We start from the raw sequence: 22,803 nt of genomic DNA on the forward strand, positions 1-22,803 counted from the left end.
GCTTACTCCAGGCGGATGTTGGCGGAGCGGATCACTTCGCCCCAGTGGTCGTATTCGGAACGGATGAAGCGGCGCGACTCGTCCGGCCCCATGTCATAGGGCACGAAGCCGAGCGTCGCGAAGGAATCGCGAACATCCTTCTGCTGCAGAAGCTTGTGGACTTCGAGGGCCAGCCGGTCGACGATCGGGCGCGGCGTTGCAGCGGGCACGAACAGGCCTCCCCAACCGATCACCTCGAAACCGGGAACGGTCTCGTTCGTCGGCCGCGCCTTGGGAAACTCGGGCACGGGCGTGGGGCTGGCCACGGCGATCAGCTTCACCCTGCCGTCCCGCACGAATGGCGTCGCGCTGGCGCTCGGTTCCACCATGATCTGGACGCGGCCGGCGGCCAGGTCGGTCAGCGCCGGGAGCGTGTTGTAGGGCACATGAACGATGTCGAGGCCGGCACGCGCCTTGAACACCTCCATCGCCAGGTGTGCGTTGGAGCCGATACCCGGCGATGCATACGAGACCTTGCCGGGGTTCGCCTTGATCCATGCAATGAGCGACGGCAGGTCATCGGCCGGCACGCTCGGACTTGCGATGAGAAGCAGGTCCGCACGCGCCAGCATCGCTACCGGTGCCAGATCCTTGTTGGGGTCATACGCGAGCTTCGTCATCAGGTGCGGCGTGGTGACGAACGTGCTGGAAGCACCACAGAGTGCGGTGTAGCCGTCGGGTGCCGCCTTGGCTGCGACTTCGGCGCCCACATGGCCACTTGCGCCTGGGCGGTTGTCGGGCGTGACCGGCTGGCCGAGCAGCTCGCTGAGCCGCTGGGTGACCTGGCGGCACAAGGCGTCCGGGCCGGACCCTGCAGGGGCGGGAACCAGCACACGCACAGGACGGGTGGGCCAGTTCGGTTGCGATTGCGATTGCGCGTGGATGCCCGCTGCGGCGCACGCCAGCACAAGCGCGGTCGCGGCACGACCGAGGCGGCGGATATTCATGGTCTTGTCTCCTGCGGCGTCGTGGGTTGCCGCTGGTGGAAATCTAGGCCCCGGAGGCGGTTGACGCCTTGACCATCGCGGACATTTTGTTGACATTCGCGGACATGCCCCGTGCCACTGCCAGCGCCAATGTCCTGACCGGTTTCGCGGCACTCATGCGCACGAAGGGAGCCGACCCGGCGCAGCTTCTGCGGCGTGCGCGCATTCCCTTGTCGGCATTGAGCGATCCGCAGGCGCGCTTGCCCGTGGCGTCAGTGGTGCGGCTGCTGGAGGATTCGGCGCTGCGCTTCGACTTCCCGGACCTCGGGCTGCGCCTGTCGCAGGCACGGCGGCTGTCGCACTTCGGCGTCGTCGGAAAGCTCGCGCGCGACGAGCCCGACGTGCGCCATGCATTGCAGGCCATCAGTGCGTGGCTGCACCTGCATTCGGAGGTGATCCTTGATCTGCAGGAGGGCGAAGGCAGCGTCGCCTTGAGCGCGTTCCATGCCGAGACCGTGGCCGAATCGTCGCCCCAGGTGGTCGACCTCGTCATGGGCGGGATCTTCCAGATCATGCGGCACCTGTGCGGCCCGCAATGGCATGCGCAGGCCGTGTGCCTTGCCCATTCGGCGCCGGCGGATTCGCGCCCCTATCGCCGCTACTTCGGCTGCCCGGTGGAGTTCGATGCCGGCGGCAATGCGCTCATCATTGCGCCGGCGGACCTTGACCAGGCACTCGCCGAGGCCGACCCGATCTTCCGCAGCGATTCCGAGCGCCAGGTGGAGGCCTGGGCCGGCCTCGTGGCGCGGCCACTCGATGTGCAGGTCCGCGAAATCATCCGCGTGATGCTGCCGAGCGGTCGTTGCACGATGGCGAACGTGGCCTTGCGACTGGGCCTGCAGGAGCGCACCTTGCGCCGGCATCTCGCCGATGCGGGCGTGACCTTCGCGAGTGAGCTGGCAGCGGCGCGGCGTGCGCTGGCCCACAGCTATCTCGAGCGTTCCGACAAGACGATCGAGGCCATTGCGGGGCTGCTCGGCTTTTCAGAGACGAGTGCGTTCTCGAGGTGGTTCAGGAAGGGGTTCGGATGTGGCCCCCGGGAATGGAGGCAGCGAGCTGGCTGACCGGTGCCCGCTGATGGTGTCTTTGCCGGCACGTGCCACACTGAGCCCGATGAATACCGTCCATCGCTTCAACGTGTTCGGCCGCATTTATTCCATCGAGCGCAAGGCTTCCCGGTGGGTTGCGTTCCTCCACGGCTCGGACGGCAAGCGCAGCCCTGCGGGCTTCGTCGTGCCAGACTTCATCCCCGACGAAGAACTGGAGCAGTATCTTTACGACCTGTTCCACGAAAATGCCACCCCGACGAACGGGGATGTGTACCGTCTCACCTGAGCGAGGCGGTATTTCGCCAGCGTCATCAAGGAGACGAATATGGACAAGCCATCGTCAGGGCTTTCGCGTCGCGGCTTCATGGGCAGCGTTGGTGCTGGCGGTCTGGCCGTCGGGGCCAGTCTGATGGGGCACTCCGGAAGGGCAACCGCCGCATCCGCGATCGACGTGAGCAAGGTCACCACGCCCGTGACAAGCGTGCAGGCCCTGCCGAACGCCTACTACCTGACGAACGTCCGCTTCGAGACTGGCTTCGTCGAGGAAAAGAGACCCTGGCTCGATGCGCCGGTCATCTCCCGTACCAGGACTGAACTGAAAACGGTGTGCGTTACCAATGGCGCGATTACCGAAATCCTGGAGGCGAAGTCGGCTGTGCCTCCAGACGCAGCGGTCTACGACGCGCAAGGGCAGTTGATGTTGCCAACCTTCCGGGACATGCACATCCATCTGGACAAGACCTTCTACGGCGGCCCGTGGGAAGCGACGCTTCCCACGCAGCATGGCCGGGCAGACCGCGTTGCGCAGGAGCAAGAGCTCTTGCCTAAACTTCTTCCGGTGGCCGAAGAGCGCACGGCTGCAATGATTCGTCTCATGCACTCGCAAGGCACGACCGTGTGCCGCAGCCACTGCAATGTCGATCCGGTCAGCAAGCTGGGCAATCTCGAACATCTCAAGGCGTCGCTCGCGCGCTTCAAAGATACGCTTGATTCAAGGATCATCATCTTTCCGCAGCACGGCCTGTTGGCCTCCGACAGCGTGGGGTTGATGCGCGAGGCGTTGAAGTCGGGCGGCGTCAGCTTTGTCGGCGGGGTCGATCCAACTTCTTTCGATCATGCGATGGAGAAGTCGGTCGACACGACCGTTCAGCTCGCGATCGATTTCAACGCCGGCATCGACATCCACATCCATGAGCCGCGCGCAACCGCCATTCCCGCATTCAATCGCTTCATGGATCACGTGGAGAAGAACAAGCAGCTGCAAGGCAACGTGACCTTCAGCCACGCTTATTCATTGGCCGAACTCTCGAAGGATGAACTCAAGGACATCGCGGCCCGCATGAAGGCGCTGGACATCACTCTCGCCAGCGCGGTTCCGTTGGGCAAGGGCGCCATGCCGCTGCGCGAAGTGCATGAGGCGGGCGTCAAGGTGATTTGCGGCACTGACAGCGTGATGGACTGGTGGAATTCGTTTGGCAACTGCGACATCCTGCAGAAGGCACAGGAGATTGCCCGACTCCAGTACCCCAGCACCGAGTACGACATCAGTCGAACCCTGGGCTATGCGACGGGCTTCGTCACGCCACTCAACGACAAAGGTGAGCAGGCGTGGCCGAAAGCCGGTGACGAAGCGAGCTTCAATCTTCTGCCGGCGAGTTGCTCGGCTGAAGCGGTGGCGCGACTCCCCGTGCGCAATGCGGTGTTTCACAAGGGAAGACTCGTCTACGGCGCGGTGCCGAAGGCCGTCTGACGTCTTGCGCCTGCACCTTCACCGCCCCCACACTTGCTCCCATGCCCGCCATCCAAACCCAGTCCCCTGCGGCGAGCGCCTGCATACGGCGCTGGTCGACAGACGCCGTCGCGCCCGGACAGAGACTGGACTATTGGGTAGGCGCAATCTGCGAAGGCTTCCTGGAAATGGATGCCACCAGTCCCTCGGCGACGGCCTTTGATTCAAGCCTGGAATCTGTCTCGTGGGGCAACGTCGCCGTCAACCGGGTGCGCGGCAGCGCGCAGGACGTCTACCGAACGCGCGCGGCCATCGCGCGCAGCCGCGACAACTACCTCTACCTGCTCTGCAAGAGCGACTCGGCCTGGACGGCGGTCCAGGAGCAGCGGAGCGCCCGCCTGTTGCCGGGTGACCTGGTGCTCGTGGACTCCACGCAGCGCTATGAGTTTCACTTTCCGACTTCGGCAAACACCGTGTCGCTGCAACTGCATCCCGATTGGCTGGCTGCGTGGCTTCCCGACGTTCAGGCCGCGTTGTGCCGGCGGATCGACGGTAGCGCCGGCTGGGGTGCAGTGCTGAGCGCATTCGCCCGCGAACTCACACCGGAGTTGGCGGCGGCGCCGCCGCTGCCATCGAGCGTGCTCATGGATCAGTTGGGCGCGCTGATGGCGCTCGCGATGGGTGGTGGGCCAACGCCAGACGCACGGGGCAATGCTCTTGCGTCGCTGCGACAGCGCATCCTTGACCGCGTCCGGGAGCAGCATGCGCAGCCCGGGTTGACGGCCAGCGCCGTCGCCACATCCCTCGGCATTTCGCCGCGGACCTTGCACCGCTGCCTGGCCGAAGAGGGCATGACATTCGCACAACACCTGATGGGCTGCCGGATGACCGTGGCCGCGCGCCTGCTGTCCGACCCGCGCTTCGACCGGCTCACCGTGGCCGAGATCGGCCGGCGCGTGGGGCTGCTCGACGCGTCGCACTTCGTGCGCGCATGTCGATTGCACCTGGGTGCCACGCCCGCACAGCTCCGCCGCAAGGCTCAGAAGTGACCAGCGCGTGGCGCGAAGCGGCCACGGGCATGGCACGCGGCGGCCACGCGGTCGCCCGATGCCCTTCTAGATTGCAGTCTTCGATTTCCAACGAAGGAGACTGCAATGTCGGACACCTATGTCCTTGTCCACGGGGCCTGGCACACAGGCAATGAACTGGAAGCCACGGCGGCCCACATGCGGGAGGCAGGCCACACGGTGCACTGTCCCACCCTGGCTGGCAACAGGCCCGGAGACGACCGCGCCACGTCGGACCTGTCGGGCGCCATCGAATCGCTGGTGAGCTTCTTGCAGGAGCAGGACCTGCGCGACGTGCGACTGGTCGGGCATAGCTATGGCGGCATGGTCATCTCGGGTGCCGCGGATCGCGCGCCCGAACGCCTGCGGCGACTGGTCTACGTGAACGCATTCGTCCCGCTCGATGGTCAATGCCTGAATGACCTCGTGCCGCCGCACTACGTCACTTTGTTCGACGCTGTGGCCGAAGCGAACGGCAACGCCGTGACGCTGCCCTTCGAAGTCTGGCGGGAGGCTTTCATCAACGACGCGGACCTGGCGCTGGCCAAAAGCAGCTACGGCAAGCTCAACCCGCATCCCTATCGCACGTTCACGGAAAAGATCCAGCTGCGCGGTCCACTGGCAGCGCTGGCGCTGGGCAAGTCCTACGTGAACTGCCGGCAGGACACCGCGATGCCGCATGGACTGCCCTGGCATCCCAGGCTGTCGGAACGACTGGGGCTTTTCCGGCTGGTTGAATGCGACGGGAGCCACGAGATGTGGTTCAGCAATCCGTCGGTGCTGGCCCAGGCGATTCTGGCGGCTGGGCGAGATTGAGTGTGGGTGGGCTTCAGCCCGCCAGGCGACGGAACACGCGCTCGGCATTGCCGCGGTCGATCTTCATCCGCAGATCGGCTGCGAGTTCGAACTTGTCGAGCAGACCGGCAAAGTGCAAGGAGCGCTCCTTGGGCGCATAGGGCCAGTCGCTGCCGAAGAAGATGTGGCTCGGGTCCGCGAAGGCAAGCAAGGATGGCAGCGCATAGGGGCTGCTCGCCAGCGCGGTGTCGAAGTAGAAGCGGCGCAGGTTCTCGATGCCCCGGGCGGAGTCGCCGTCGGCCGAACACATCCGTGCGATCCGCTCCGCTGCATAGGGAATGAAGCCGCCCCCGTGCGAGAGGATGATCTTCACGTCGGGATAGCGCTCCAGCCAGCCTCGCTTTGCCATGTTGATCCCAGCGCGAGTCGTGTCGAGCAGGAAGTCGGCCGCAAAGGGAGGTATGCCCGGCACCGCAGGCGCAGGCAGTTCGGAGGGATGGACGAATACGACGGTCTTCCTTCGCTCGAGCTCTTCCATCAGCGGTTCGATCGATGCGTCTCCAAGGTAGACGCCCCGGACGTTGGTGAGCAGCACCACCCCATCAGCGCCCAGGACATCCAGGGCATAGGCGGCTTCCGCCAACGCGCCATCGACGTCGGGCAGCGTCAGGGTCGCAAAGAATCCGAATCGGCCTGGATGCTGCCGAACGACATCCGCAGCGAACTCGTTGACCGAGCGCGCCATGCTTCGGGCCGCTCCATCGTTGCCGAGATGCACGCCAGGCGTGGACACGGACAGGATGCCGGTCTCGATCCTTGCGCTTTCCATGAGATCCAGCGCACCGCTTGCGCTCCACTTCGGGATGGGAAGGCCGCCGGCGGTGACGCCCTGTTGGTCGAGCCAGGCGGCGTAGGCAGGGGGAACGATGTGCTGGTGGGTATCAATGCGACCCTTGGTCATGTTCGGGATCCTCAACTGGGTGGGGTGGAAAGGTGGGTCACTCCGGCGTCAGGCCGGCTTGCCTTACTGCGCGGGCCAGCTTGGCCTTTTCGGACTCAAGAAACTGACGAGCCTCCGTGGGCGAACCGCCGACCGGATAGTTGGCGGTGTTCTGCAGCTTCTTGACCATGTCGGGCGACTTCAGCGCAGCGTTGACGGCTGAATTGATCTCCTGAATTCGTGCCTGGGGCGTGCCCTTGTTGGCGAGCAGCATGAACCAGCCCGTCAGTTCCAACCCCGGCACAGTCTCCTTGGCCAAGGGAAGTCCCTCCAGGCCTGGCAATGCCCTGTTGGATGTGACGGCCAATGCGCGGATGCGTCCTGCCTTGACCATTGGCAACAAGGGCGCGATGCCGTCGACGGACATCACCGTGTCGCCCGCAATGACCGACTGCAGCGCCTGGCCGCTGGCATTCATTGCCACGTTGTTGAACTGCGTTCCCGTCATTTGTCCGAGCAGCACGCCCGCCAGATGAGGAATCGAGCCGCGGGCCGTGCTACCCAGTGCAATGCCGTCCGGCGTGGCCTTGGCCTGGGCGATGGCGTCGGCCAGCGACTTGGGGCCCTTGGCCGGGTTCGCGACAAACATCATCGGCGTGTCGGCAACGATCGCGATGGGTTCGAAGTCAGTGGCCAGGTCGAACTTTGCCGCGCGGTAGGTCAAGGGCGTCACCGTCGCGATCGCCGCGTGAACGAACAGGAGCGTGTTCGCACGAGCGGGCGCGGACTTGGCCGCCATGACGGCGATGATGCCGCCCGCGCCGGGTTTGTTCTCGACGATGAAGGGCTGCCCGAGGCGCTGCTGCAGCTCGTCGCTGAGCAATCGAGCCACGATGTCCGGCGCACTTCCGGCTGCGGCTGGCACGACCATCATCATGGGCGTGCTCGAGGCCAGAGCCTGGGCTTGCGCCACACCGTGGAACGTCATCGTGACGGCAGCGAATACCGCGGCCCGACCCATCAGCCTGAACATTGGCGTGTCTCCGTTTTGTAGATCTGGAGCCGAGAGTAGGTCGAGGAAGAATTCCTGAATAGCGCAGATCGCACATCTTTAAAATCCACGCCATGGATATCAGGGCGGTCGATCTGAATCTGCTCCCGGTGCTGGATGCGCTGCTCCGGCATCGCAGCGTGACCTTGGCCGCGCGGGAGCTGAACATGAGCCAGTCGGCGCTGAGTACGGCGCTGCGGCGGCTGCGCGAACTCCTTGGCGATGAGTTGTTCGTCCGGACTGGAAGGGGCCTTCGTCCGACATCGCGAGCCAGTGCGTTGAGTGAGCCTGTTGCAGAGATCCTCGAGCGTGTGCGCGATCGCATCCTGCAAAGCTCGACCTTCGATCCAAGAACCGCGAAGAGCGAGTTTCGGATTGCGCATTCGGACGTTGGGGCCTACGTGTTGTGGCCCCGGGTCGTTCGTGCCGTCCGCACCGCGGCGCCCCGTGTCCGGCTGGTACTGAAGACTTTGACGCAGTCGGAGATCGGGCCTGCTCTGGCTGAGGGTCAGGTGGATCTGGCCATTGGCAGCTATCCAGACCTTCCCGATTCGCTGTTTCAGCAGCGTCTCTTCGATCGTGTCTACGTTGCGCTGGTGGCCGACGGTCATCCGCTCGCGCGCAAGACGCTGACGCTGCGCAGCTTTGCGGCAACGCCCCAGATCGTGGTGCGGGGGCCGTCCGGCGTACAGGATCGAATCGAAGCCTATCTGGCCAGCCACGGGCTTGTCCGCGGCGAATGTGTCGAGCTCCCTTCGTACCTGATGATCCCGCCATTGCTGGAGGCGGGTGACTTCCTGGCTGTCGTACCGGGCCAATTGGCGGACGCCTTCTCGAGGCACGGCAGTCTTGTGACGCTGGCGCTGCCGGTCCCCGTGCCCGCCTCCGTCATCCGCATGCATTGGCATCGGCGCTTCAGCGAGGACGCCGGCAGCAAATGGCTGCGCGACTTGATCGCGCAGGAGTTTGGTGCCGAGCCCGTCCAGCGACGGCGGAGTCCTCGTTAGCTACGAACTCTTGCGGTATCGACGCAACGAGCGCACATTTGCGGCGGCCGTCGCTCCCCTTGCGCCAGCCTAGCTCGTCAGAAAGGACCATTCATGCGCTATACCGCGACCACCCTTGGCCTTGCTGTTGTCGTTGCGTTCACTGCGGGCGTCGCCATGTCGCCGTTAGCGCGCCTCGCGATATCCGAGGCGCACGCGCAGTCGGCGCCACTGACGCCTGCCGTCATCGACCTGATGGCACTGAAGCATGGCGATCTGCCGACCACGTCAAACCCGGAGATGAACGCCAAGGGCCTTGTGATCACGGACAACGCCACGATCGGCATCCAGTCCGGCAATGTGGCAAAGCACATGCACCCGAAGACCGACGAGATTCAATACATCATCGAGGGCAGCGGGGCGATGTGGCTGGGAGGCGAGCGCAAGGACTTCAAGCCGGGAACCTTGATCGTGATTCCAAAGGGAACGGCACACGGCGGCACCGTGGTGACCAGCGGTCCGGTCAAGGCCATCGCCATCAAGATCCCGCCTCAGCCAGCGGACGACACCGTGTTTCTCAACTGAAAAGGCTCATGGCGAACGGTGAAGCCGCGGCGCCGAGAGCGCCTGCAGGCTTTCGCTGATGGCTGCATCGACGTTGGCCCACTTTCCTGATAGTTGCGCTGCGGCGAGCGCTTTCTCCAGGGCACGGAGATCGCGAACGCTGGGGGCCACCCTGATCTGGGCGATCGCCGCCGTTGGGTTGCCGGCGCGCAGTAGCGCCACGATCTTGACGGGCCAGGCTGAGGAGTGACTCACGGAGTTTCTTGGTGTTTCGGTGAAAGGTGCATTGTCCGCACGGGCTACGTAGGCATCAAGCCTACAGACCGATCGGCAAGGTCGCCTTACAAACATGGAATATCGCGACGCGAGAGACTCGTAGACCCATGAACACCGATCCTGTCTTCCTCCTCGATGTGGACAACACCCTGCTCGACAACGATCGGATCATTGCCGACCTGCGCGACCATCTCGAGCGCGAAATCGGTGTCGCCGGCTTCGATCGCTACTGGGCGATCTTCGAGGCGCTGCGCGACCGGCTCGGCTACACGGACTACCTCGGTGCCTTGCAGAGCTACCGCGCCGATGTCGAAGAAAGCGACGCCACGGCCTATCGGCTGCTGTCGTTGTCGACCTTCCTGATCGACTACCCGTTTCACGAGCGCCTCTATCCGAGCGCCCTTGAAGTCATCGCTCGGCTCGGCCGCCTCGGAACGACGGTGATCCTCTCGGACGGCGACGTCGTCTTCCAGCCGCGAAAGGTGAAGCGCTCCGGCCTCTGGGATGCAGTCGAGGGGCGGGTCCTGATCTATGTCCACAAAGAGCAGAAGCTCGATGCCGTACAGCGCTGCTATCCGGCGCGCCACTACGTCATGGTCGATGATAAGCAGCGCATTCTGACGGCGATGAAGGAGGTGCTGGGCGAGCGCCTCGTCACTGTTTTTCCGCGCCAGGGCCACTACGCGCATGACCCGGCGAACCTGGCCCGCTATCCTGCCGCCGATATGAGCGTCGACCACATCGGCGACCTGCTCGAACCCGACTTCGAATCGCGGCTCAAAGCCATTCTGGAGAAGATATGAATGCTCCTGCCTCGCTGGATCAGCAATGCATCGACACGCTGCGCTTCCTCTCGGTGGACATGGTGCAGCAGGCCAACAGCGGCCACCCTGGGTTGCCACTTGGTGCCGCACCGATGGCCTACGTGCTGTGGACGCGCTACTTGAAGCACCATCCCTCAAGCCCGCTGTGGCCCGACCGCGACCGCTTCGTACTCTCAGCCGGACACGGCTCGGCGCTGCTCTATGCCTTGCTGCATGTGACCGGCTACGACCTGTCGATCGACGACATCAAGCGCTTTCGGCAGTGGGGTAGCAAGGCGCCGGGGCACCCGGAGCACGGGCACACGGCAGGCGTCGAAGTCACCACTGGCCCGCTCGGCCAGGGCCTCGCCAACGCCATCGGCATGGCCATCGCTGAGACACAACTCGCAGCGCGCTACAACCGCGACGGCCACCGGATCGTCGATCACCGCACATGGGTGATCGCCAGCGACGGAGACCTGATGGAAGGTGTCGCTTCTGAAGCCGCATCGCTGGCCGGCCACCTGAAACTCGGCAAGCTGGTCTGCCTCTACGACAACAACTCGGTCACGCTTTCTGCGGGCACCGACATGACCTTCACCGAGGATCGCGCCAAGCGTTTCGAAGCCTATGGCTGGCAGGTGTTGAACGTCGATGACGGCAACGATGTACAGGCGATCGATGCGGCGCTTGCCACTGCCAGCGCCGACACGGAGAGGCCGTCGCTGATCCTCGTTCGCACCCACCTGGGCTTCGGCTCGCCCGAACAGGACAGCTTCAAGGCGCATGGTTCGCCCCTTGGCGTGGCCAACGTCAAGAAGACCAAGGAAACGCTCGGCTGGCCGGTCGAGCCGCCGTTTCTATTGCCCGAACCTGCGCTGGCCCGGTTCCGTGAAGTGCTGACGTCCGGCATGGCTGCGGAGTCCGACTGGAACCAGCGCATGGCGGCGTATGGGAAGGCCTTCCCCGAGCTTGCGCGCGAGTTGCAGGATCGCATGCGCAGCGAACTGCCAAGCGGCTGGGATACGGACGTTCCAGTATTTGCCGCCGATGCCAAGGGCATGGCAACGCGCGTGGCCGGCGGCAAGGTGCTCAACGCCCTGGCGCCGAAGTTGCCGGCGCTCATGGGCGGCTCGGCTGACCTCGATCCGTCGACGCACACGGCGATGAAAGGGCAGGGCGACTTCAATCCGATGCTTGCCCCGAACGGGGACAGCGAAGGCTCCGACAGTGCCGGCTGGAGTTACGCCGGCCGCAACATCCACTTCGGCGTTCGCGAACACGCGATGGGATCGATCGTCAACGGCTTGGCGGCGCATGGTGGGTTCATCGGCTACGGCTCGACCTTCCTGATCTTCTCCGACTACATGCGGCCGCCCATCCGCCTCGCTGCGCTCATGGGCTTGCACGTTGTCCATGTCTTCACGCACGACAGCCTTGCCTTGGGCGAGGACGGGCCGACGCACCAGCCGATCGAGCAACTCGCCAGCTTGCGCGCGATCCCTCGCCTGACGTTGCTGCGCCCGGCCGATGCCAACGAGACTGCGGTTGCTTGGAAGATCGCGGTCGAAGCACGCGACCGGCCCGTGCTGCTGGCGCTGACGCGGCAGGACGTCGCCACGCTCGACCGCAGTTGGTACGCGAGCGCTGAAGGCGTGCGACGAGGTGCCTACGTCCTCAGTGATGCAGGATCAACGCTGCCTTCGCTGATCCTGATGGCAAGCGGCTCCGAGGTCGGCCTCATCCTCGCTGCCGCAGAGCGCCTCGGCGCCGAAGGTATCGCGGTCCGTTGCGTGTCGATGCCGAGCTGGGATCTGTTCGAAATGCAGCCGCAGAGTTATCGCGACGAGGTGCTTCCGCCGCAGGTCACCGCTCGCCTCGCGGTGGAGCTCGGCGTGCGGCAAGGCTGGGATCGCTATGTCGGCATACGTGGCGACATGCTTGGCATCGACCAATATGGCGCGTCAGCCCCGGCAGAAGTGCTGCTCGAGAAGTATGGCTTCACGGTGGACAACGTCGTCGCGCGAGCGAAGAAGCTTCTCGCTGCCTGAAACCCCTGTCTCGAAGCATCCATTCAAACCGCTTCGATGATGCGAATCTCCCGGTCGGCTCCGTCGCCCAGCGCGGCCAGTGCTTCCTTGTAGGCCGGGCTGTCGTGCGCGGCGGTTGCCTGCTCGACGCTGTCAAATTCGATCAGCACGGTGCGTTGCATCACGCCAAGCTCGTAGACCTTGGACGGCATGCCACGCGCCAGGAAGCGCGCGCCATTGCTCGTGAGTGCGGGGCCGGCCAGCTTCGCATACGCGGCGAGCTTGTCGGCATCTTTGACTGCGCGATACGTGGATATCCAATAGGCTTTTGGCATCTGATTCCTTCTTCGGTGTGATCGGACATGAAAAGGTGCAACTGTGCCGCGTGTCCCGATTCGCGGCAAGCTTCGACCGCGAACTCTTGACAGCCCGAAGCCCGCCAAGAACACTGCCTGATTCCTTCGAACCATCGTCAGCCCCATGACTCCTGACGCCCTGCTGCAAGCTTATGACGACGCGGCGCTATGGCCCCGCGACGGCACCAGCCCTGCGCCGACCGACCTCGATGTCGCCTACCAGCAAGCCCTGAAGGTGCGCGCCTTGCGCATCGCGCGCGGCGAACGTCCGGTCGGCTACAAGATCGGCTTCACGAACCGGACCATCTGGGAGCGCTACGGCGTCTATGCGCCGATCTGGGGGCCGGTGTGGGACACCACGGTCACGCACTGCGACGGACACGGCTTCATCAATGTGGCGCGCACTTGCCAGCCGCGGCTCGAACCGGAGATCGTCTTCGGCATCGCGGCGACGCCGCCTTCCGATGCAAGCCTCGAAAGCCTGTTTGCCTGCGTCGACTGGGTTGCACCCGGCTTCGAGATCGTCCAGTCGCATTGCGCCGACTGGAAGTTCACCGCAGCGGAGACGGTGATGGACGGCGCCCTTCATGCACGGCTCCTGGTCGGCCAGAGGACGCCGGCCCGGTCGTTCGCCGAATCCGGCGAAGCGCTCGACCGTTTGCTTGCGCGCACGCATGTGCGGCTCCATCGCGGCGATGAGCTCAAAGAGGAGGGGACCGGCGTCAACGTGCTCGACGGCCCGTTGCATGCGCTGCTTCACTTCGTGCGCGAATTGCAGCGCTGCCCCGGTGCCCCCGCGCTGCAGGCCGGCGACGTGGTGACGACCGGCACCTGGACCGATGCCTGGCCGATCGAGCCGGGCCAGGTGTGGCGCGCCGAATTCGACGCGCCATTCAGGCCGCTCGAGATCCAGACCTGAGCGCGCATCGCGCTCACCGGTTTGGGGCAGGACGACGATGTGCTGCGTGCGCGTGCTATGGGCTTCGGTCATCACCTCGTGAAGCCGGCGGATTCAACCCATGCGGCGCAGTTGCTTCTCTCGTCCTAGTCTGGCTTGCTCTGCCGCGCAGGTGGCGGCTGACAAGGATTGAGGCCCTGATCGACTTCTCATTGCGCCCGCCGCCAATATCTTGAGACAGCGCCATCGCGCGGCCGGAAAGGCAGGTCCGGAATACTTCAGGAGAAGTCATGACTGAGGATCTCAAGAGCCCAGAGCTGGACTCCGAGCACATCTCTCTCAACGGGCTGCACGAACTGCAGTACTGGAAGGAGACGCTCGACTGCGACGAACTCACGCTCCGCAAGGCCGTCGCTGCGGTCGGCAACGCACCCGAGAAGGTCCGCGCATACCTTGTCGAGCGTAAGTGACTGGGGCGCAAGTCGGGCTAGTAGTGAACAGACAGATGGACCTGGCGGCTGCCGTGCTGGTTCTCGATGAAGGCCACTACGCGCTGCTCCACCCGCTGGAAGCCGAGATCCACCAGTTGATCGCCAACCTTCATGTGCCTTACCTGCAGGCGATCGATGTCATGCGGCAGGCGTGGCTGATTCACGTGGAGCGTCATCCGTGCGGTATCTACCTGGAGGCCCAGGGTGGCCTGCAACAGCATGAAGACCGATCCCGCTGCCCACGCCTGCGGAAGGCAGGCGACCGGATAAGCGATCGGCGGCTCGCCCGCGTCGCGCTTGAAGCCACAGAACAGCTCGGGCAGGCGCATGCCGAAGAAAGCGGCTGCCTCGAACATGCCGCTCATCAGGTGCACGATGCCGTCGCGTTCGCCATACCGCGCCATGCCTGCCGCGCACAGCACAACGTCATGCGGCCATACCGAACCGTTGTGATACGACATCGGGTTGTAGCGCGCGGCCTCCGGCGGCAGGGTGCGGATGCCCCATCCTGAATCGAAGGCGCCCGTCAGAAGCTGGCGGATGACGGACTGCGCGCGCTTGGGTGAGGGCAGGCCACAGTACAGCAGATGGCCCACGTTCGAAGAGCGAACTCTGCAAGGCCGTCCGGTGCCGTCGAGCGCGAGCGCGTAGAACTGCAGGTCGTCCAGCCAGAAGCGCTGCTCGACTGCGCGGCGCAGGGCTTCAGCGCGGCTCTTCCAATGTGCCGCTGCATCATCTTCTTCACGCGCGGCCGCGAGTTCGGCCATCGTGAGATAGGCGCGGTAGGCGTAGCCCTGAACTTCGATGAGCGCGATCGGTCCCTCCGGCGAACTGCCGTCCTCGTGGAATACCGAGTCGTCGCTGTCCTTCCACCCCTGGTTGGCCAGTCCGCTGGATTCTCCGCGCGCGTAAGTGAGGAAGCCGTCCGCATTGCCCGTGCTGCTGCGTTCGATCCAGCGGGCCGCATTGTTCAGTGCGGGCCAGAAGGCATCGACCGCGTCTGCGCCGCCCATGCGAGCCGCGTAGGCGCCTGCGAGCACGATGAACAGCGGCGTGGTGTCGACCCCGCCGTAGTACTTGGCGAAGGGCAGTTCATCGACGGCTGCCATCTCGCCCTTGCGCGTCTCGTGCATGATCTTTCCGGGCTCCGAGTCGCGGAAGGTGGAGGTCTGCACTGCCTGGTTGCGCGCGAGGAACGACATGACGCCGTGCGCAAGCGATGTGTCGAGCCACAGCGTCTGCAATGCGGTCACGATCGCATCGCGCCCGAAGGGGGTGGAGAACCACGGAATCCCCGCATACGGGTACGGGCCGGTCGGCAGTTCGGTCGTCAAAAGCGCGAGGTCGGCGCGCGACTTGTCCATCCAGTGCTGGAAGAGGCGGGCCGACGAATAGGTGCGCGCTCCACGGCGTTGCCGCTTGCGCATGCTGCGCCGTGCAGACGAAGCGGCTGCGCGGTGACGTATGCGGCCGGGCGGTTCGCCGGACGAAGGCCCGACCTCCATGTAGAGCACCCACGGCGTGCGATCAGGCACATCGACAAGGAACTCCGCATGGAATTCGTCGAGCTTTGCTGGCACCTCCGAGAACGTGATGCTTACGCTTCGCAGGACCTTGTCGAGTCCTTCATAGCTGAGCTGCGCGGTGCGTTCCTCGACCACTGCGGGCCGCGACACACCGCGTTGCGAGCGTTGCTGTCCGCGCACCTCGAACATGTCGCGGAAATCGGCGCCGAAGTGGATCGTGAGCGGTGCCCTGACTGGTGCGTGTCCATAGTTGAACAGGCTGATGCGTTCAAAGATGCGGCCGCACCACAGCAGACGCTCCCGTTCGACATGCACTACGCCCTCGGGCGTCGCCGAAGCTCCAAGCGGCGGCAAGGGTTGGTTGGTCATGTGGGCCGCGAAGAACACGTTGTCCTGGCTCACCCCGCCCGAGAGCAGCGAAGGCCGGTGGCCGCCAAAGCGAAGACGGAAAGTCGAAAGCAGGCGCGTGTCGTTCACGAACAGGCCGTCGGCAGCGCCGGTCACATCGCCGTAGACGTCGGCGACGAGGAAGGTGTCGCCTTCTTTCAGCACGAACAGCCGCTGCGGGCTGCGTTCGATGAGTTCCTGCGTGTCGATTCCCTGGAGCGCAGGCTCCTGGGTCATTCCTTGTCCCTGGCTCATCGCGGCGCCTTTCCTCAAGCGACCGCGGGCAGGCTCATCGCTAGCAGCCGGTGATAGAGCTCGACATACGCGGTCGCCATCGCACGGGCGGAGAACCGGCGTTCGAAGGCCGCACGCACGCGACGACGGTCGAACTGCACCGCACGCTTCACCGCGGCCACGGCCTCCTCTTCGTTGTCGACGATGAGGCCGCTCACTCCCACTTCGATCACTTCGGGTACCGAGCCACAGCGCCAAGCGATCACCGGCGTGCCGCATGCCATCGCTTCGATCATCACGAGTCCGAAGGGCTCCGGCCAATCGATTGGAAAGAGCAGTGCCCGCGCGTTGCCTAGAAACGCGGGCTTCTGATCGTCACTCACTTCGCCCAGGTACTCCACGAGCGGATGTTGAAGCAGGGGACGAATGCAGGTCTCGAAATAGGCACGGTCGACCGGATCGACCTTCGCAGCGATCTTGAGGGGCAGGCCCGCGCGGACTGCAATGTCGATCGCCCGATCCGGCCGCTTCTCGGGCGCGATGCGGCCGAGGAATGCGAGGTAGCCGCCCGTCGGCCTCGTCGGCTGACGCAAGAGCGCCTCGTCAACACCGTTGTAGACGGTACCGATCCAATTCGCGGAAGGTATGGGCTTGCGCTGCTGCTGCGAGATGGACACCAGGGGAAACTCGTTCCACCGGCCGTAGGCCTCTGCCAGGTCCGTCAGATCGAGCCGGCCATGAATCGTGGTGAGTGTGCGTTCGGGCATGTCATCGAAGAAAGGAAAGTGCAGCAGGTCCATGTGAAAGTGCACTACGTCGAACGCGTCGGCGCGACGTCTCACTTCGCTCATGAGCAGCAGGTGTGCGGCCAGGTCCGATTTGAGCGGCGCCGGATCGAGGCGCAGAGCCTGCTTCCGCACCGGCAAGAGGTTCGCGCGCGTGCGCGAGCCACCGGCCGCGAAGAGGGTGACGTCATGGCCTTGGTCGACCAAGGCGTTGGTGAGGTTGGCGACAACGCGCTCGGTGCCGCCATAGAAAGTCGGTGGCACTGCCTCGCAAAGCGGCGAGACCTGGGCGATCTTCATCTTTGTCTCCTGCGAATGAGGCGAACGGGGAATTGATCTCCAAAAAATAGGCCCGTTCCGCGCGGAAAAACAAGAGGAAGATGTGCCGTCTCGCCCGTCTGAGTGCCATCACACAGCCTTTCAAGTCTGTGCCCTGATGCCCTCCTGCTGAGCAACGGACAGGCCGCTGCGGGCCCACACGGTGAGCAGGAAATCGGCGTCCTCGTAACGTGCGATCCGGGGGAGCGCAAGGCTTCCGAGAATCTCGTGCACGCGATCTGCCGAAAGCGTTCGTCCCTCGAATGCGGGTCGCCAGTCGCAGGCCACCAGCGTGCCGCTGGGCTCGAGTGTTTCGCCGCAATGTCGGGCGACAGCCGTCATCTCTTCTTCATCCAGGAAGTAGCCGACTTCGCTGATCACGATCAGGTCGTAGCCGCACGGCGATCGCGGCCAGTCCTGCGGCAGCACCTGTCGCTCGAACCGCACGTGTGAGAACTCCCGATTGCGCTCAACGGCCATGAGAAGTGCCCGCGACGAGAAATCGCTGGCGATGAGTTCGTCGCACCGGAGTGCGAGCGCATGCGTGAGCTCGCCGATACCGCATGCGGGTTCGAAGGCGCAGGCATACCGGGGGCGGGGCAGTGTGGCGAGAAGAATCGCGCGCTTGCGTGCCTCGTACCAGCGGGTCTTCAACTGGTAGGGGTCGTCGGCCTTCTCGTAGAGCTGTTCGAAGCGGGCCTGTCGCTTGTCCATGTACCACCTCAGAGCGTCCAGGGGCTCGCGGTCGATGGCGTCAAAAGCTTGCCCAGGGCTTCCAGATCGCGCTCGGCATGGCTCTGGCGTAGGTAGATCGGCAGATCTGCCACTGCGCGCGACAGGCGCGCATCGCGGCACAGCGGCCCGGCGCCGAGAGCGCGTGCGGCATGCGTCACAACTGCACTTGCCGCGTTCTCCACCGAAAGTCGAAGCGTCAGTGCGAGCGAGTGCGCATCGGCTGATGGATGCGCGTCGATCCAGCGGGCGCTTTCGCGGAGCAGCGCGGCGGAGGCGGAAAGCGCGGTCTCGATCGCGCCGAGATGCGCATGGAAATGGGGATCGCGCGAGCCGACATTGCGCTCCCGCACGTCTCGCGCGATGCCGGCCGCACCGCCGAACCAGCATGCGGCGATGCCGGCGCCACCGTGCCAGAAGCCGGGGCGGTTCACGTAGTCGCCTGGCGCTCCGACTGCCACTGCTTTCGCCCCGTCGAAAAGCACGTCGACGCTTCTGCTGGCGGCCATGCCGACGGAAGGCCAGCCGTCATCGGTCACCCGCACACCGGCCTGCTGCAACGCAACGGTGGCGAGCCATGGGCGACCGTCGTCGGTCCATCCGCTGACAAGCGCGTGGGTCACCTCGGCAGCACCGGAGCACCACGCCTTGCGGCCGGAGAGGCTGACATGGCTGCCGCCGGCGCTGATGATTCGCAAGCGTGCGTCAGGTGGCTCCGCGCACCATGTGCCCCAGAGGCTTCCCTCGGAAGGCGCGGGTCCTTCTAGCTCGTGGAGGATCGCGAGTGCGTCCGTGTGGCCCTCGAACAGCTTGGCGAGCGAGAGATCGAGCGCCGCGACTTCGGCGAGCATCCTCCAGCGATCCAGCGTGGCGCCGGATGCGGGGAAGGGCAGGCTGGCGATGCCCGCGTCGACGAGTTTGCGAAGCGTCAGTTCGCGACCGTCGTCTCGTGCCAGTTCGCGCAGCGCAGGCAGCGGATCGTCGAACGTGCGTGCGTCGGTCATGGCGAAGGGGCACGACGGGAACCGGCCACTTCTGCAAGCGTGCTTCCAAAGCCACCCTTCGCCCGCACGTCGCGCCGTGCGCTGGTGAGGACGCGGGGCCGTGCACTCCATGCGATATGGGCTCCGCTCGCGGCGAGGTCGTGCACCAGGTGCCTGTCTTCGCCGCAACGCAGATGACGGAAACCGCCAGCGCGCCGATACGCCGCGGCTGAAACACCGAGGTTGGCGCCGTGCACATGGCAATGCCCGTCGGTGTCGCGGTAGGTCGCATGGAAGTGCGACGCCAGCCAGGAGGCTGCATCGCCGTGGCAGGACCAGTCCTCGACGCTGACGGTGCCGCACACGGCATCCGCATCGAGCGAGAGCTGTTCCGCGACCCACGTGTCCGACACTTCGCTGTCGGCATCGGTAAAGGACAGCCATCGCGCGCCCAGGGCCAGAAGTGCCGCCGCGCCCGCCGCGCGTGCGAAGCCCACGTTGCGTCCGCCAAGGGGCAACGTGCGTGCGCCATGTTGCGCCGCGAGGATGCCGGTCGCATCGTGGCAACTGTCGAGCACTACGAGCACTTCTGCTGCCTCACCCCTCAATCGGTCATGTCTTGCTGCCTTCATGGCCGCATCGACCGCGGCCGTGATCAGTTGTTCTTCGTTGTGGGCCGGGATGACGATGCCGATCATGAGTCCGCTCCGTTCCTTCAAGTTCGGCAAAAAGTACGGTCCGCTATGCGCGCCTTCTGTCGGCGGTGCCCGTTGGGTGAAGTAGGAGGCCGCGGCATGCCGTGCTGACAGTCGACATGGAACGCGCCAGGTCCTCGCCGGCAAAGATCACCTCGAAGGGCCGCGCCGCGCGTTGCAGCATGACGGCGTCGAGCACGGGGCCCGCACCGGTTGAGCGGTCGGGGACGATCTGGCTCTGGTAGGCCTGCATCGCAAAGCATTTGCGTCGTCTCGCATCGGCGTCGAGCGGCAGGCGGAAGGCATCGCGCCAGGGCAGGCGGGGATCGCCCGGATCGGCCCAGTTCCATGCCCATACGGGTACTTCGACAAGTCGTGCGCAGCGCCGCCGTGTCGCGCTCGCGCAGGCACGTGCGGTTGCTTCGTGATCCGGATGTCCGTCGCGGCGCCACGTGGTGAACACGACATCGCGCCGGTCGATGAGCCCGCAGAGTCGTTCGGCGAGTCGCCCCTGCTGCTTTGCGAGTCCGCCATCGTCCAGCCTGAGGCGCAGCGGTGGCTCGGTGATGCCGAGGCATCGCAGTGCGGCGCGGCTCTCCAGGGGCCGCATCTGCTGAAGACGCCTAGGCGTCCACTCGGATGAGCCGCGATGACTCGCGGCGCCATCGGTCACCGCGATCACGCGCACCGGGATGCCCTTGCGCACCAGTTGCACGAGAAGGCCGCCGATCATCAGCACTTCATCATCGGGATGGGGTGCAACGACCACCACGCGTGCATTGGCGGGCACCAGCGTTTCGGTGTCCACCTGCCGCAGCCTCGCGAGGCCGGCCCACCCGGCCCAGGATTCCTCGGAGGTTCCTCCCGGGCGGATGACGGGTTCGGCCAGACGGGACGCTTTCATGCGGACCCTCTGCGGGTCGGGGTTCCCACGCGCGGGCGTCAGAGGCCGTAGTACTTGTCGACGTTCGAGCGGTAGGTGTCGTCGTAGTCGGGCACAGCATCGTTGGCGTAGCGCGGCGCGCCTTCGAGCTGGGCCTTGTCCAGGGGCACGACGTATCCGTCCAACGCCGTGTCGTACTTGAGCATGCTCCAGGGGACAGGGTAACGGTCGGCGCCAATGCCCAGGAAGCCGCCGAACTCCAGCGCGGCATAGCGCACCTGGCCGGACAGTTTGTCGATCATCAGATCGTCGATGCTGCCGAGCTTGTCGCCCGATACGTTGTAGACGTTGGTGCCTTCGACCCGCTCGGAAGAAATGACATCAGAAGCCATGAAAGTCTCCACGCCGGCATGGCTGGGACTACCGGCTCGACTGCAAAGCCCAGCGATCCATGCTTGTTTGGGCAACGGCGAGTCTGCATAGGTGTCATGTCCGTTCTGATGTAGGCCATTCGCCGAGGGGGCGCGACAAGAAGTTCCTTGCGGGGCTTGAAGTTGTTAGTGCGGGTCAGAGTGAGCCGGCATCTTCGGTTTGGTTTCCCCGGCATACACCCCGTCAACGAGCACAAACAGCATCCTGCAGGGCCTGCCAGAGCGGTTGGCCCAGGCATGGTTTGTCCCGCGCTGCACCACCACGCTGCCTGGCTTGAGCGCGACTTCGCCCTTGTCCAGCACCAGCGTCAGCTCTCCCTCGATCACGACGCCGTAGTCCACCGTCTCGGTCTTGTGCATCAGCGGGTGGGGTGCGGAGTCTCCGGCGGTCGAGGCGCCTGCGTCGCCGATTTCCAGGAAGCCGGCTTTCATATCAGCCGCGCTTCGCGCAAGCAGCTCCGGGGTGTCTGGCGGAATGTCGACGAAGCGGATGCGCGTGCCGTTCCGCGGCGGCGGCAGCATCAGCGGACCGGGAGTCGGATCCGGCCCGTTGTCGATCACAGCGGGCGTGCCTGTGGTGGCCCACACCTCGTGGAACACCACGCCTTCGATGCCCTTGAGCTCGACGACGGTGGCAAGCGGGCCGTCGGTTGCCACGACTGCGCGGCCCTGGCCGTCATGGCCAGTCACAACGCGATGGATGGGAGGAAGGCTCATCTGTCGTCTCCTTTACTTTCGTATGGCTGGTGGGGCCGTCTATCGGGGCCGTCTATTCGGCGGTGATGTTGTTGTCCTTCACCACCTTGGCCCACGCGCGGGCGTCTTCGTCCAGGAAGCGCCGGAAGGCTTCCGGCGGCTCGCCGATCGGCGTGAGCCCGTAGCCGTCGAGTTTGGCGCGGAATGCCGGCTGGGCCACGATCTTCTGCGACTGCGCGAGCAGACTCGCCAGCACCGGCTCGGGCGTGCGCTTGGGGGCGAAGATGCCGTGCCAGGAGTCGCCGACGAAGCCGGGCACGACTTCGGCGATGGCCGGTACGTCCGGCAGGCCGTCGATGCGCTTCGGGCTCGACACGCCCAGCGCCCGCACCTTTCCGGCTTTCACCTGCGGAATGGCGCCGGTACTCGCGTCGAAGGCGACGTCGATGCGCTGTGCAATCACATCCGGCAGGAAGTAGTCCTTGTAGGGCACGTGGGTCATCGATATGCCTGCCTGGCCCAGCAACCTGGCCATGGCCACGTGGGTGCCTTGGCCGATGCCGGCGCTTGCATAGGTCAGCGCGTCCGGCCGTGCCTTGGCCTCGCGGATCAGGTCCTGCAGCGAATGGAACTTCGAATCGGTCGAGGTGACCAGCACATAGGGCACCGACAGGATGCGCGTCACCGGGACGAAGTCTTCCGCCTTGTAGGGGAGCTTCTTGTAGACATAGGGATTGATCGAGAAGGTGTTGTTCACCGTCCAGAGCAGGGTGTAGCCGTCCGGCGCGGCATTGGCTGCCGACTGCGCGGCGATGATGGTGCTGGCGCCGGGGCGGTTCTCCACCACGACCGCCTGGCCCGTCGCCTTGGTGAACTCCTCGCCCCACAGGCGCGCGATCACATCCGGCGAGGTACCGGCCGGGAAGGGAACGATCAGCTTCACCGGCCGGGAAGGGTAGGCCGCCTGTGCGCCGACGGGCAGCGTTGCGGCGGCGAGCAGTGCGCCGGTCATGCCCAGCGCGCCTCGCCGCGTGATGTTCTTCGATGTCATGGGTGGGTCTCCGTATCTTTGT

General features: G+C 65.0%; 25 protein-coding genes. 11 read left to right on the forward strand and 14 right to left on the reverse strand.

Annotated elements, in window-relative coordinates; translation table 11 throughout:
• Positions 1 to 2 precede the first annotated feature (2 nt).
• Entirely contained in the window at positions 3 to 986 is a 984-nt protein-coding gene (locus FHW64_RS12955; protein ID WP_184526721.1) for a tripartite tricarboxylate transporter substrate binding protein, read from the reverse strand.
• Positions 987 to 1,090: 104 nt separating this feature from the next.
• Between FHW64_RS12955 and FHW64_RS12960 the strand changes: the two genes are divergently transcribed.
• From FHW64_RS12960 to FHW64_RS12980, 5 genes are all read left to right on the forward strand, one after another.
• Positions 1,091 to 2,089: an AraC family transcriptional regulator gene (locus tag FHW64_RS12960; protein WP_184526723.1), complete on the forward strand. Its 999-nt coding sequence runs from the start codon at positions 1,091 to 1,093 to the stop codon at positions 2,087 to 2,089.
• 49 nt (positions 2,090 to 2,138) lie between these two features.
• A complete protein-coding gene (locus FHW64_RS12965; protein WP_184526725.1) occupies positions 2,139 to 2,360 on the forward strand; it encodes a hypothetical protein in 222 nt (73 codons plus the stop codon).
• Between the two features lie 39 nt (positions 2,361 to 2,399).
• On the forward strand, positions 2,400 to 3,824 hold the full coding sequence (locus tag FHW64_RS12970; RefSeq protein WP_184526727.1) for an amidohydrolase: 1,425 nt from the start codon (positions 2,400 to 2,402) through the stop codon (positions 3,822 to 3,824).
• A 41-nt stretch (positions 3,825 to 3,865) separates the two neighbouring features.
• Positions 3,866 to 4,852 (forward strand): helix-turn-helix domain-containing protein, encoded by a 987-nt coding sequence (locus tag FHW64_RS12975; RefSeq protein WP_184526729.1) that lies wholly within the window; start codon positions 3,866 to 3,868, stop codon positions 4,850 to 4,852.
• 105 nt (positions 4,853 to 4,957) lie between these two features.
• On the forward strand, positions 4,958 to 5,686 hold the full coding sequence (locus FHW64_RS12980) for an alpha/beta hydrolase (protein ID WP_184526731.1): 729 nt from the start codon (positions 4,958 to 4,960) through the stop codon (positions 5,684 to 5,686).
• Between the two features lie 13 nt (positions 5,687 to 5,699).
• On the opposite strand, the gene FHW64_RS12985 is transcribed toward FHW64_RS12980, so the two are convergent.
• Both FHW64_RS12985 and FHW64_RS12990 read right to left on the reverse strand, forming a co-directional pair.
• Positions 5,700 to 6,626 (reverse strand): amidohydrolase family protein, encoded by a 927-nt coding sequence (locus FHW64_RS12985; RefSeq protein WP_184526733.1) that lies wholly within the window; start codon positions 6,624 to 6,626, stop codon positions 5,700 to 5,702.
• A 37-nt stretch (positions 6,627 to 6,663) separates the two neighbouring features.
• Positions 6,664 to 7,638: a tripartite tricarboxylate transporter substrate binding protein gene (locus FHW64_RS12990; protein ID WP_184526735.1), complete on the reverse strand. Its 975-nt coding sequence runs from the start codon at positions 7,636 to 7,638 to the stop codon at positions 6,664 to 6,666.
• A 92-nt stretch (positions 7,639 to 7,730) separates the two neighbouring features.
• Between FHW64_RS12990 and FHW64_RS12995 the strand changes: the two genes are divergently transcribed.
• Both FHW64_RS12995 and FHW64_RS13000 read left to right on the forward strand, forming a co-directional pair.
• Positions 7,731 to 8,663, forward strand: a complete 933-nt coding sequence (locus tag FHW64_RS12995) for a LysR family transcriptional regulator (protein WP_184526737.1) — start codon at positions 7,731 to 7,733, stop codon at positions 8,661 to 8,663.
• A gap of 93 nt (positions 8,664 to 8,756) precedes the next feature.
• The gene (locus tag FHW64_RS13000; protein ID WP_184526739.1) at positions 8,757 to 9,227 is read left to right on the forward strand and encodes a cupin domain-containing protein; all 471 of its coding nucleotides are present in this window, start codon (positions 8,757 to 8,759) and stop codon (positions 9,225 to 9,227) included.
• Between the two features lie 6 nt (positions 9,228 to 9,233).
• On the opposite strand, the gene FHW64_RS13005 is transcribed toward FHW64_RS13000, so the two are convergent.
• Positions 9,234 to 9,461 (reverse strand): hypothetical protein, encoded by a 228-nt coding sequence (locus FHW64_RS13005; protein WP_184526741.1) that lies wholly within the window; start codon positions 9,459 to 9,461, stop codon positions 9,234 to 9,236.
• A gap of 128 nt (positions 9,462 to 9,589) precedes the next feature.
• On the opposite strand from FHW64_RS13005, the gene FHW64_RS13010 reads away from it, so the two are divergent.
• Both FHW64_RS13010 and tkt read left to right on the forward strand, forming a co-directional pair.
• Positions 9,590 to 10,285 (forward strand): HAD family hydrolase, encoded by a 696-nt coding sequence (locus tag FHW64_RS13010; RefSeq protein ID WP_184526743.1) that lies wholly within the window; start codon positions 9,590 to 9,592, stop codon positions 10,283 to 10,285.
• Positions 10,282 to 12,336 (forward strand): transketolase, encoded by a 2,055-nt coding sequence (gene tkt, locus FHW64_RS13015; protein WP_184526745.1) that lies wholly within the window; start codon positions 10,282 to 10,284, stop codon positions 12,334 to 12,336. Before FHW64_RS13010 ends, tkt begins: the two co-directional genes overlap by 4 nt.
• A 23-nt stretch (positions 12,337 to 12,359) precedes the next feature.
• Here tkt and FHW64_RS13020 read toward each other — a convergent pair whose 3' ends face one another.
• Entirely contained in the window at positions 12,360 to 12,650 is a 291-nt protein-coding gene (locus FHW64_RS13020) for a DUF1330 domain-containing protein (RefSeq protein WP_184526747.1), read from the reverse strand.
• A gap of 145 nt (positions 12,651 to 12,795) precedes the next feature.
• Between FHW64_RS13020 and FHW64_RS13025 the strand changes: the two genes are divergently transcribed.
• Both FHW64_RS13025 and FHW64_RS13030 read left to right on the forward strand, forming a co-directional pair.
• Positions 12,796 to 13,590 (forward strand): 2-keto-4-pentenoate hydratase, encoded by a 795-nt coding sequence (locus FHW64_RS13025; protein ID WP_184526749.1) that lies wholly within the window; start codon positions 12,796 to 12,798, stop codon positions 13,588 to 13,590.
• 269 nt (positions 13,591 to 13,859) lie between these two features.
• Positions 13,860 to 14,039 carry a DUF3606 domain-containing protein gene (locus FHW64_RS13030; protein WP_184526751.1) on the forward strand — a complete coding sequence of 60 codons (180 nt, stop codon included), beginning with the start codon at positions 13,860 to 13,862 and terminating at the stop codon, positions 14,037 to 14,039.
• Positions 14,040 to 14,056: 17 nt separating this feature from the next.
• Here FHW64_RS13030 and FHW64_RS13035 read toward each other — a convergent pair whose 3' ends face one another.
• The 9 genes from FHW64_RS13035 to FHW64_RS13075 all read right to left on the reverse strand — a co-directional run bounded on the left by FHW64_RS13035 (position 14,057) and on the right by FHW64_RS13075 (position 22,781).
• On the reverse strand, positions 14,057 to 16,228 hold the full coding sequence (locus FHW64_RS13035; RefSeq protein ID WP_260303793.1) for an amylo-alpha-1,6-glucosidase: 2,172 nt from the start codon (positions 16,226 to 16,228) through the stop codon (positions 14,057 to 14,059).
• A gap of 14 nt (positions 16,229 to 16,242) precedes the next feature.
• Positions 16,243 to 17,292, reverse strand: coding sequence for a glycosyltransferase family 4 protein (locus FHW64_RS13040; RefSeq protein ID WP_184526753.1), 1,050 nt, complete (start codon positions 17,290 to 17,292; stop codon positions 16,243 to 16,245).
• Positions 17,293 to 17,412: 120 nt separating this feature from the next.
• Positions 17,413 to 18,024, reverse strand: coding sequence for a bifunctional 2-polyprenyl-6-hydroxyphenol methylase/3-demethylubiquinol 3-O-methyltransferase UbiG (locus tag FHW64_RS13045; protein WP_184526755.1), 612 nt, complete (start codon positions 18,022 to 18,024; stop codon positions 17,413 to 17,415).
• A gap of 8 nt (positions 18,025 to 18,032) precedes the next feature.
• Positions 18,033 to 19,046, reverse strand: a complete 1,014-nt coding sequence (locus FHW64_RS13050) for an acyl-CoA dehydrogenase (RefSeq protein ID WP_260303794.1) — start codon at positions 19,044 to 19,046, stop codon at positions 18,033 to 18,035.
• Positions 19,043 to 19,723: a glycosyltransferase family 2 protein gene (locus FHW64_RS13055; RefSeq protein ID WP_184526757.1), complete on the reverse strand. Its 681-nt coding sequence runs from the start codon at positions 19,721 to 19,723 to the stop codon at positions 19,043 to 19,045. Before FHW64_RS13055 ends, FHW64_RS13050 begins: the two co-directional genes overlap by 4 nt.
• 43 nt (positions 19,724 to 19,766) lie before the next feature.
• Positions 19,767 to 20,624 (reverse strand): PIG-L deacetylase family protein, encoded by an 858-nt coding sequence (locus FHW64_RS13060; RefSeq protein WP_184526759.1) that lies wholly within the window; start codon positions 20,622 to 20,624, stop codon positions 19,767 to 19,769.
• Between the two features lie 38 nt (positions 20,625 to 20,662).
• Complete coding sequence (locus FHW64_RS13065) at positions 20,663 to 20,995, reverse strand: PRC-barrel domain-containing protein (protein ID WP_184526761.1); 333 nt, start codon at positions 20,993 to 20,995, stop codon at positions 20,663 to 20,665.
• A 165-nt stretch (positions 20,996 to 21,160) separates the two neighbouring features.
• Complete coding sequence (locus FHW64_RS13070) at positions 21,161 to 21,751, reverse strand: cupin domain-containing protein (RefSeq protein WP_184526762.1); 591 nt, start codon at positions 21,749 to 21,751, stop codon at positions 21,161 to 21,163.
• A gap of 52 nt (positions 21,752 to 21,803) precedes the next feature.
• The gene (locus FHW64_RS13075) at positions 21,804 to 22,781 is read right to left on the reverse strand and encodes a tripartite tricarboxylate transporter substrate binding protein (RefSeq protein ID WP_184526764.1); all 978 of its coding nucleotides are present in this window, start codon (positions 22,779 to 22,781) and stop codon (positions 21,804 to 21,806) included.
• Between the last annotated feature and the right edge of the window lie 22 nt (positions 22,782 to 22,803).

The organism is Variovorax sp. Sphag1AA (assembly GCF_014192575.1).
Classification (GTDB): Bacteria; Pseudomonadota; Gammaproteobacteria; order Burkholderiales; family Burkholderiaceae_C; genus Variovorax.

What these genes read in the sequence shown, in the direction of transcription:
- FHW64_RS12955 (WP_184526721.1), bottom strand. Translation starts at nt 986, where the DNA reads ATGAATATCCGCCGCCTCGGTCGTGCCGCGACCGCGCTTGTGCTGGCG.
- FHW64_RS12960 (WP_184526723.1), top strand. Translation starts at nt 1,091, where the DNA reads ATGCCCCGTGCCACTGCCAGCGCCAATGTCCTGACCGGTTTCGCGGCA.
- FHW64_RS12965 (WP_184526725.1), top strand. Translation starts at nt 2,139, where the DNA reads ATGAATACCGTCCATCGCTTCAACGTGTTCGGCCGCATTTATTCCATC.
- FHW64_RS12970 (WP_184526727.1), top strand. Translation starts at nt 2,400, where the DNA reads ATGGACAAGCCATCGTCAGGGCTTTCGCGTCGCGGCTTCATGGGCAGC.
- FHW64_RS12975 (WP_184526729.1), top strand. Translation starts at nt 3,866, where the DNA reads ATGCCCGCCATCCAAACCCAGTCCCCTGCGGCGAGCGCCTGCATACGG.
- FHW64_RS12980 (WP_184526731.1), top strand. Translation starts at nt 4,958, where the DNA reads ATGTCGGACACCTATGTCCTTGTCCACGGGGCCTGGCACACAGGCAAT.
- FHW64_RS12985 (WP_184526733.1), bottom strand. Translation starts at nt 6,626, where the DNA reads ATGACCAAGGGTCGCATTGATACCCACCAGCACATCGTTCCCCCTGCC.
- FHW64_RS12990 (WP_184526735.1), bottom strand. Translation starts at nt 7,638, where the DNA reads ATGTTCAGGCTGATGGGTCGGGCCGCGGTATTCGCTGCCGTCACGATG.
- FHW64_RS12995 (WP_184526737.1), top strand. Translation starts at nt 7,731, where the DNA reads ATGGATATCAGGGCGGTCGATCTGAATCTGCTCCCGGTGCTGGATGCG.
- FHW64_RS13000 (WP_184526739.1), top strand. Translation starts at nt 8,757, where the DNA reads ATGCGCTATACCGCGACCACCCTTGGCCTTGCTGTTGTCGTTGCGTTC.
- FHW64_RS13010 (WP_184526743.1), top strand. Translation starts at nt 9,590, where the DNA reads ATGAACACCGATCCTGTCTTCCTCCTCGATGTGGACAACACCCTGCTC.
- tkt (WP_184526745.1), top strand. Translation starts at nt 10,282, where the DNA reads ATGAATGCTCCTGCCTCGCTGGATCAGCAATGCATCGACACGCTGCGC.
- FHW64_RS13020 (WP_184526747.1), bottom strand. Translation starts at nt 12,650, where the DNA reads ATGCCAAAAGCCTATTGGATATCCACGTATCGCGCAGTCAAAGATGCC.
- FHW64_RS13025 (WP_184526749.1), top strand. Translation starts at nt 12,796, where the DNA reads ATGACTCCTGACGCCCTGCTGCAAGCTTATGACGACGCGGCGCTATGG.
- FHW64_RS13030 (WP_184526751.1), top strand. Translation starts at nt 13,860, where the DNA reads ATGACTGAGGATCTCAAGAGCCCAGAGCTGGACTCCGAGCACATCTCT.
- FHW64_RS13035 (WP_260303793.1), bottom strand. Translation starts at nt 16,228, where the DNA reads ATGAGCCAGGGACAAGGAATGACCCAGGAGCCTGCGCTCCAGGGAATC.
- FHW64_RS13040 (WP_184526753.1), bottom strand. Translation starts at nt 17,292, where the DNA reads ATGAAGATCGCCCAGGTCTCGCCGCTTTGCGAGGCAGTGCCACCGACT.
- FHW64_RS13045 (WP_184526755.1), bottom strand. Translation starts at nt 18,024, where the DNA reads ATGGACAAGCGACAGGCCCGCTTCGAACAGCTCTACGAGAAGGCCGAC.
- FHW64_RS13050 (WP_260303794.1), bottom strand. Translation starts at nt 19,046, where the DNA reads ATGACCGACGCACGCACGTTCGACGATCCGCTGCCTGCGCTGCGCGAA.
- FHW64_RS13055 (WP_184526757.1), bottom strand. Translation starts at nt 19,723, where the DNA reads ATGATCGGCATCGTCATCCCGGCCCACAACGAAGAACAACTGATCACG.
- FHW64_RS13060 (WP_184526759.1), bottom strand. Translation starts at nt 20,624, where the DNA reads ATGAAAGCGTCCCGTCTGGCCGAACCCGTCATCCGCCCGGGAGGAACC.
- FHW64_RS13065 (WP_184526761.1), bottom strand. Translation starts at nt 20,995, where the DNA reads ATGGCTTCTGATGTCATTTCTTCCGAGCGGGTCGAAGGCACCAACGTC.
- FHW64_RS13070 (WP_184526762.1), bottom strand. Translation starts at nt 21,751, where the DNA reads ATGAGCCTTCCTCCCATCCATCGCGTTGTGACTGGCCATGACGGCCAG.
- FHW64_RS13075 (WP_184526764.1), bottom strand. Translation starts at nt 22,781, where the DNA reads ATGACATCGAAGAACATCACGCGGCGAGGCGCGCTGGGCATGACCGGC.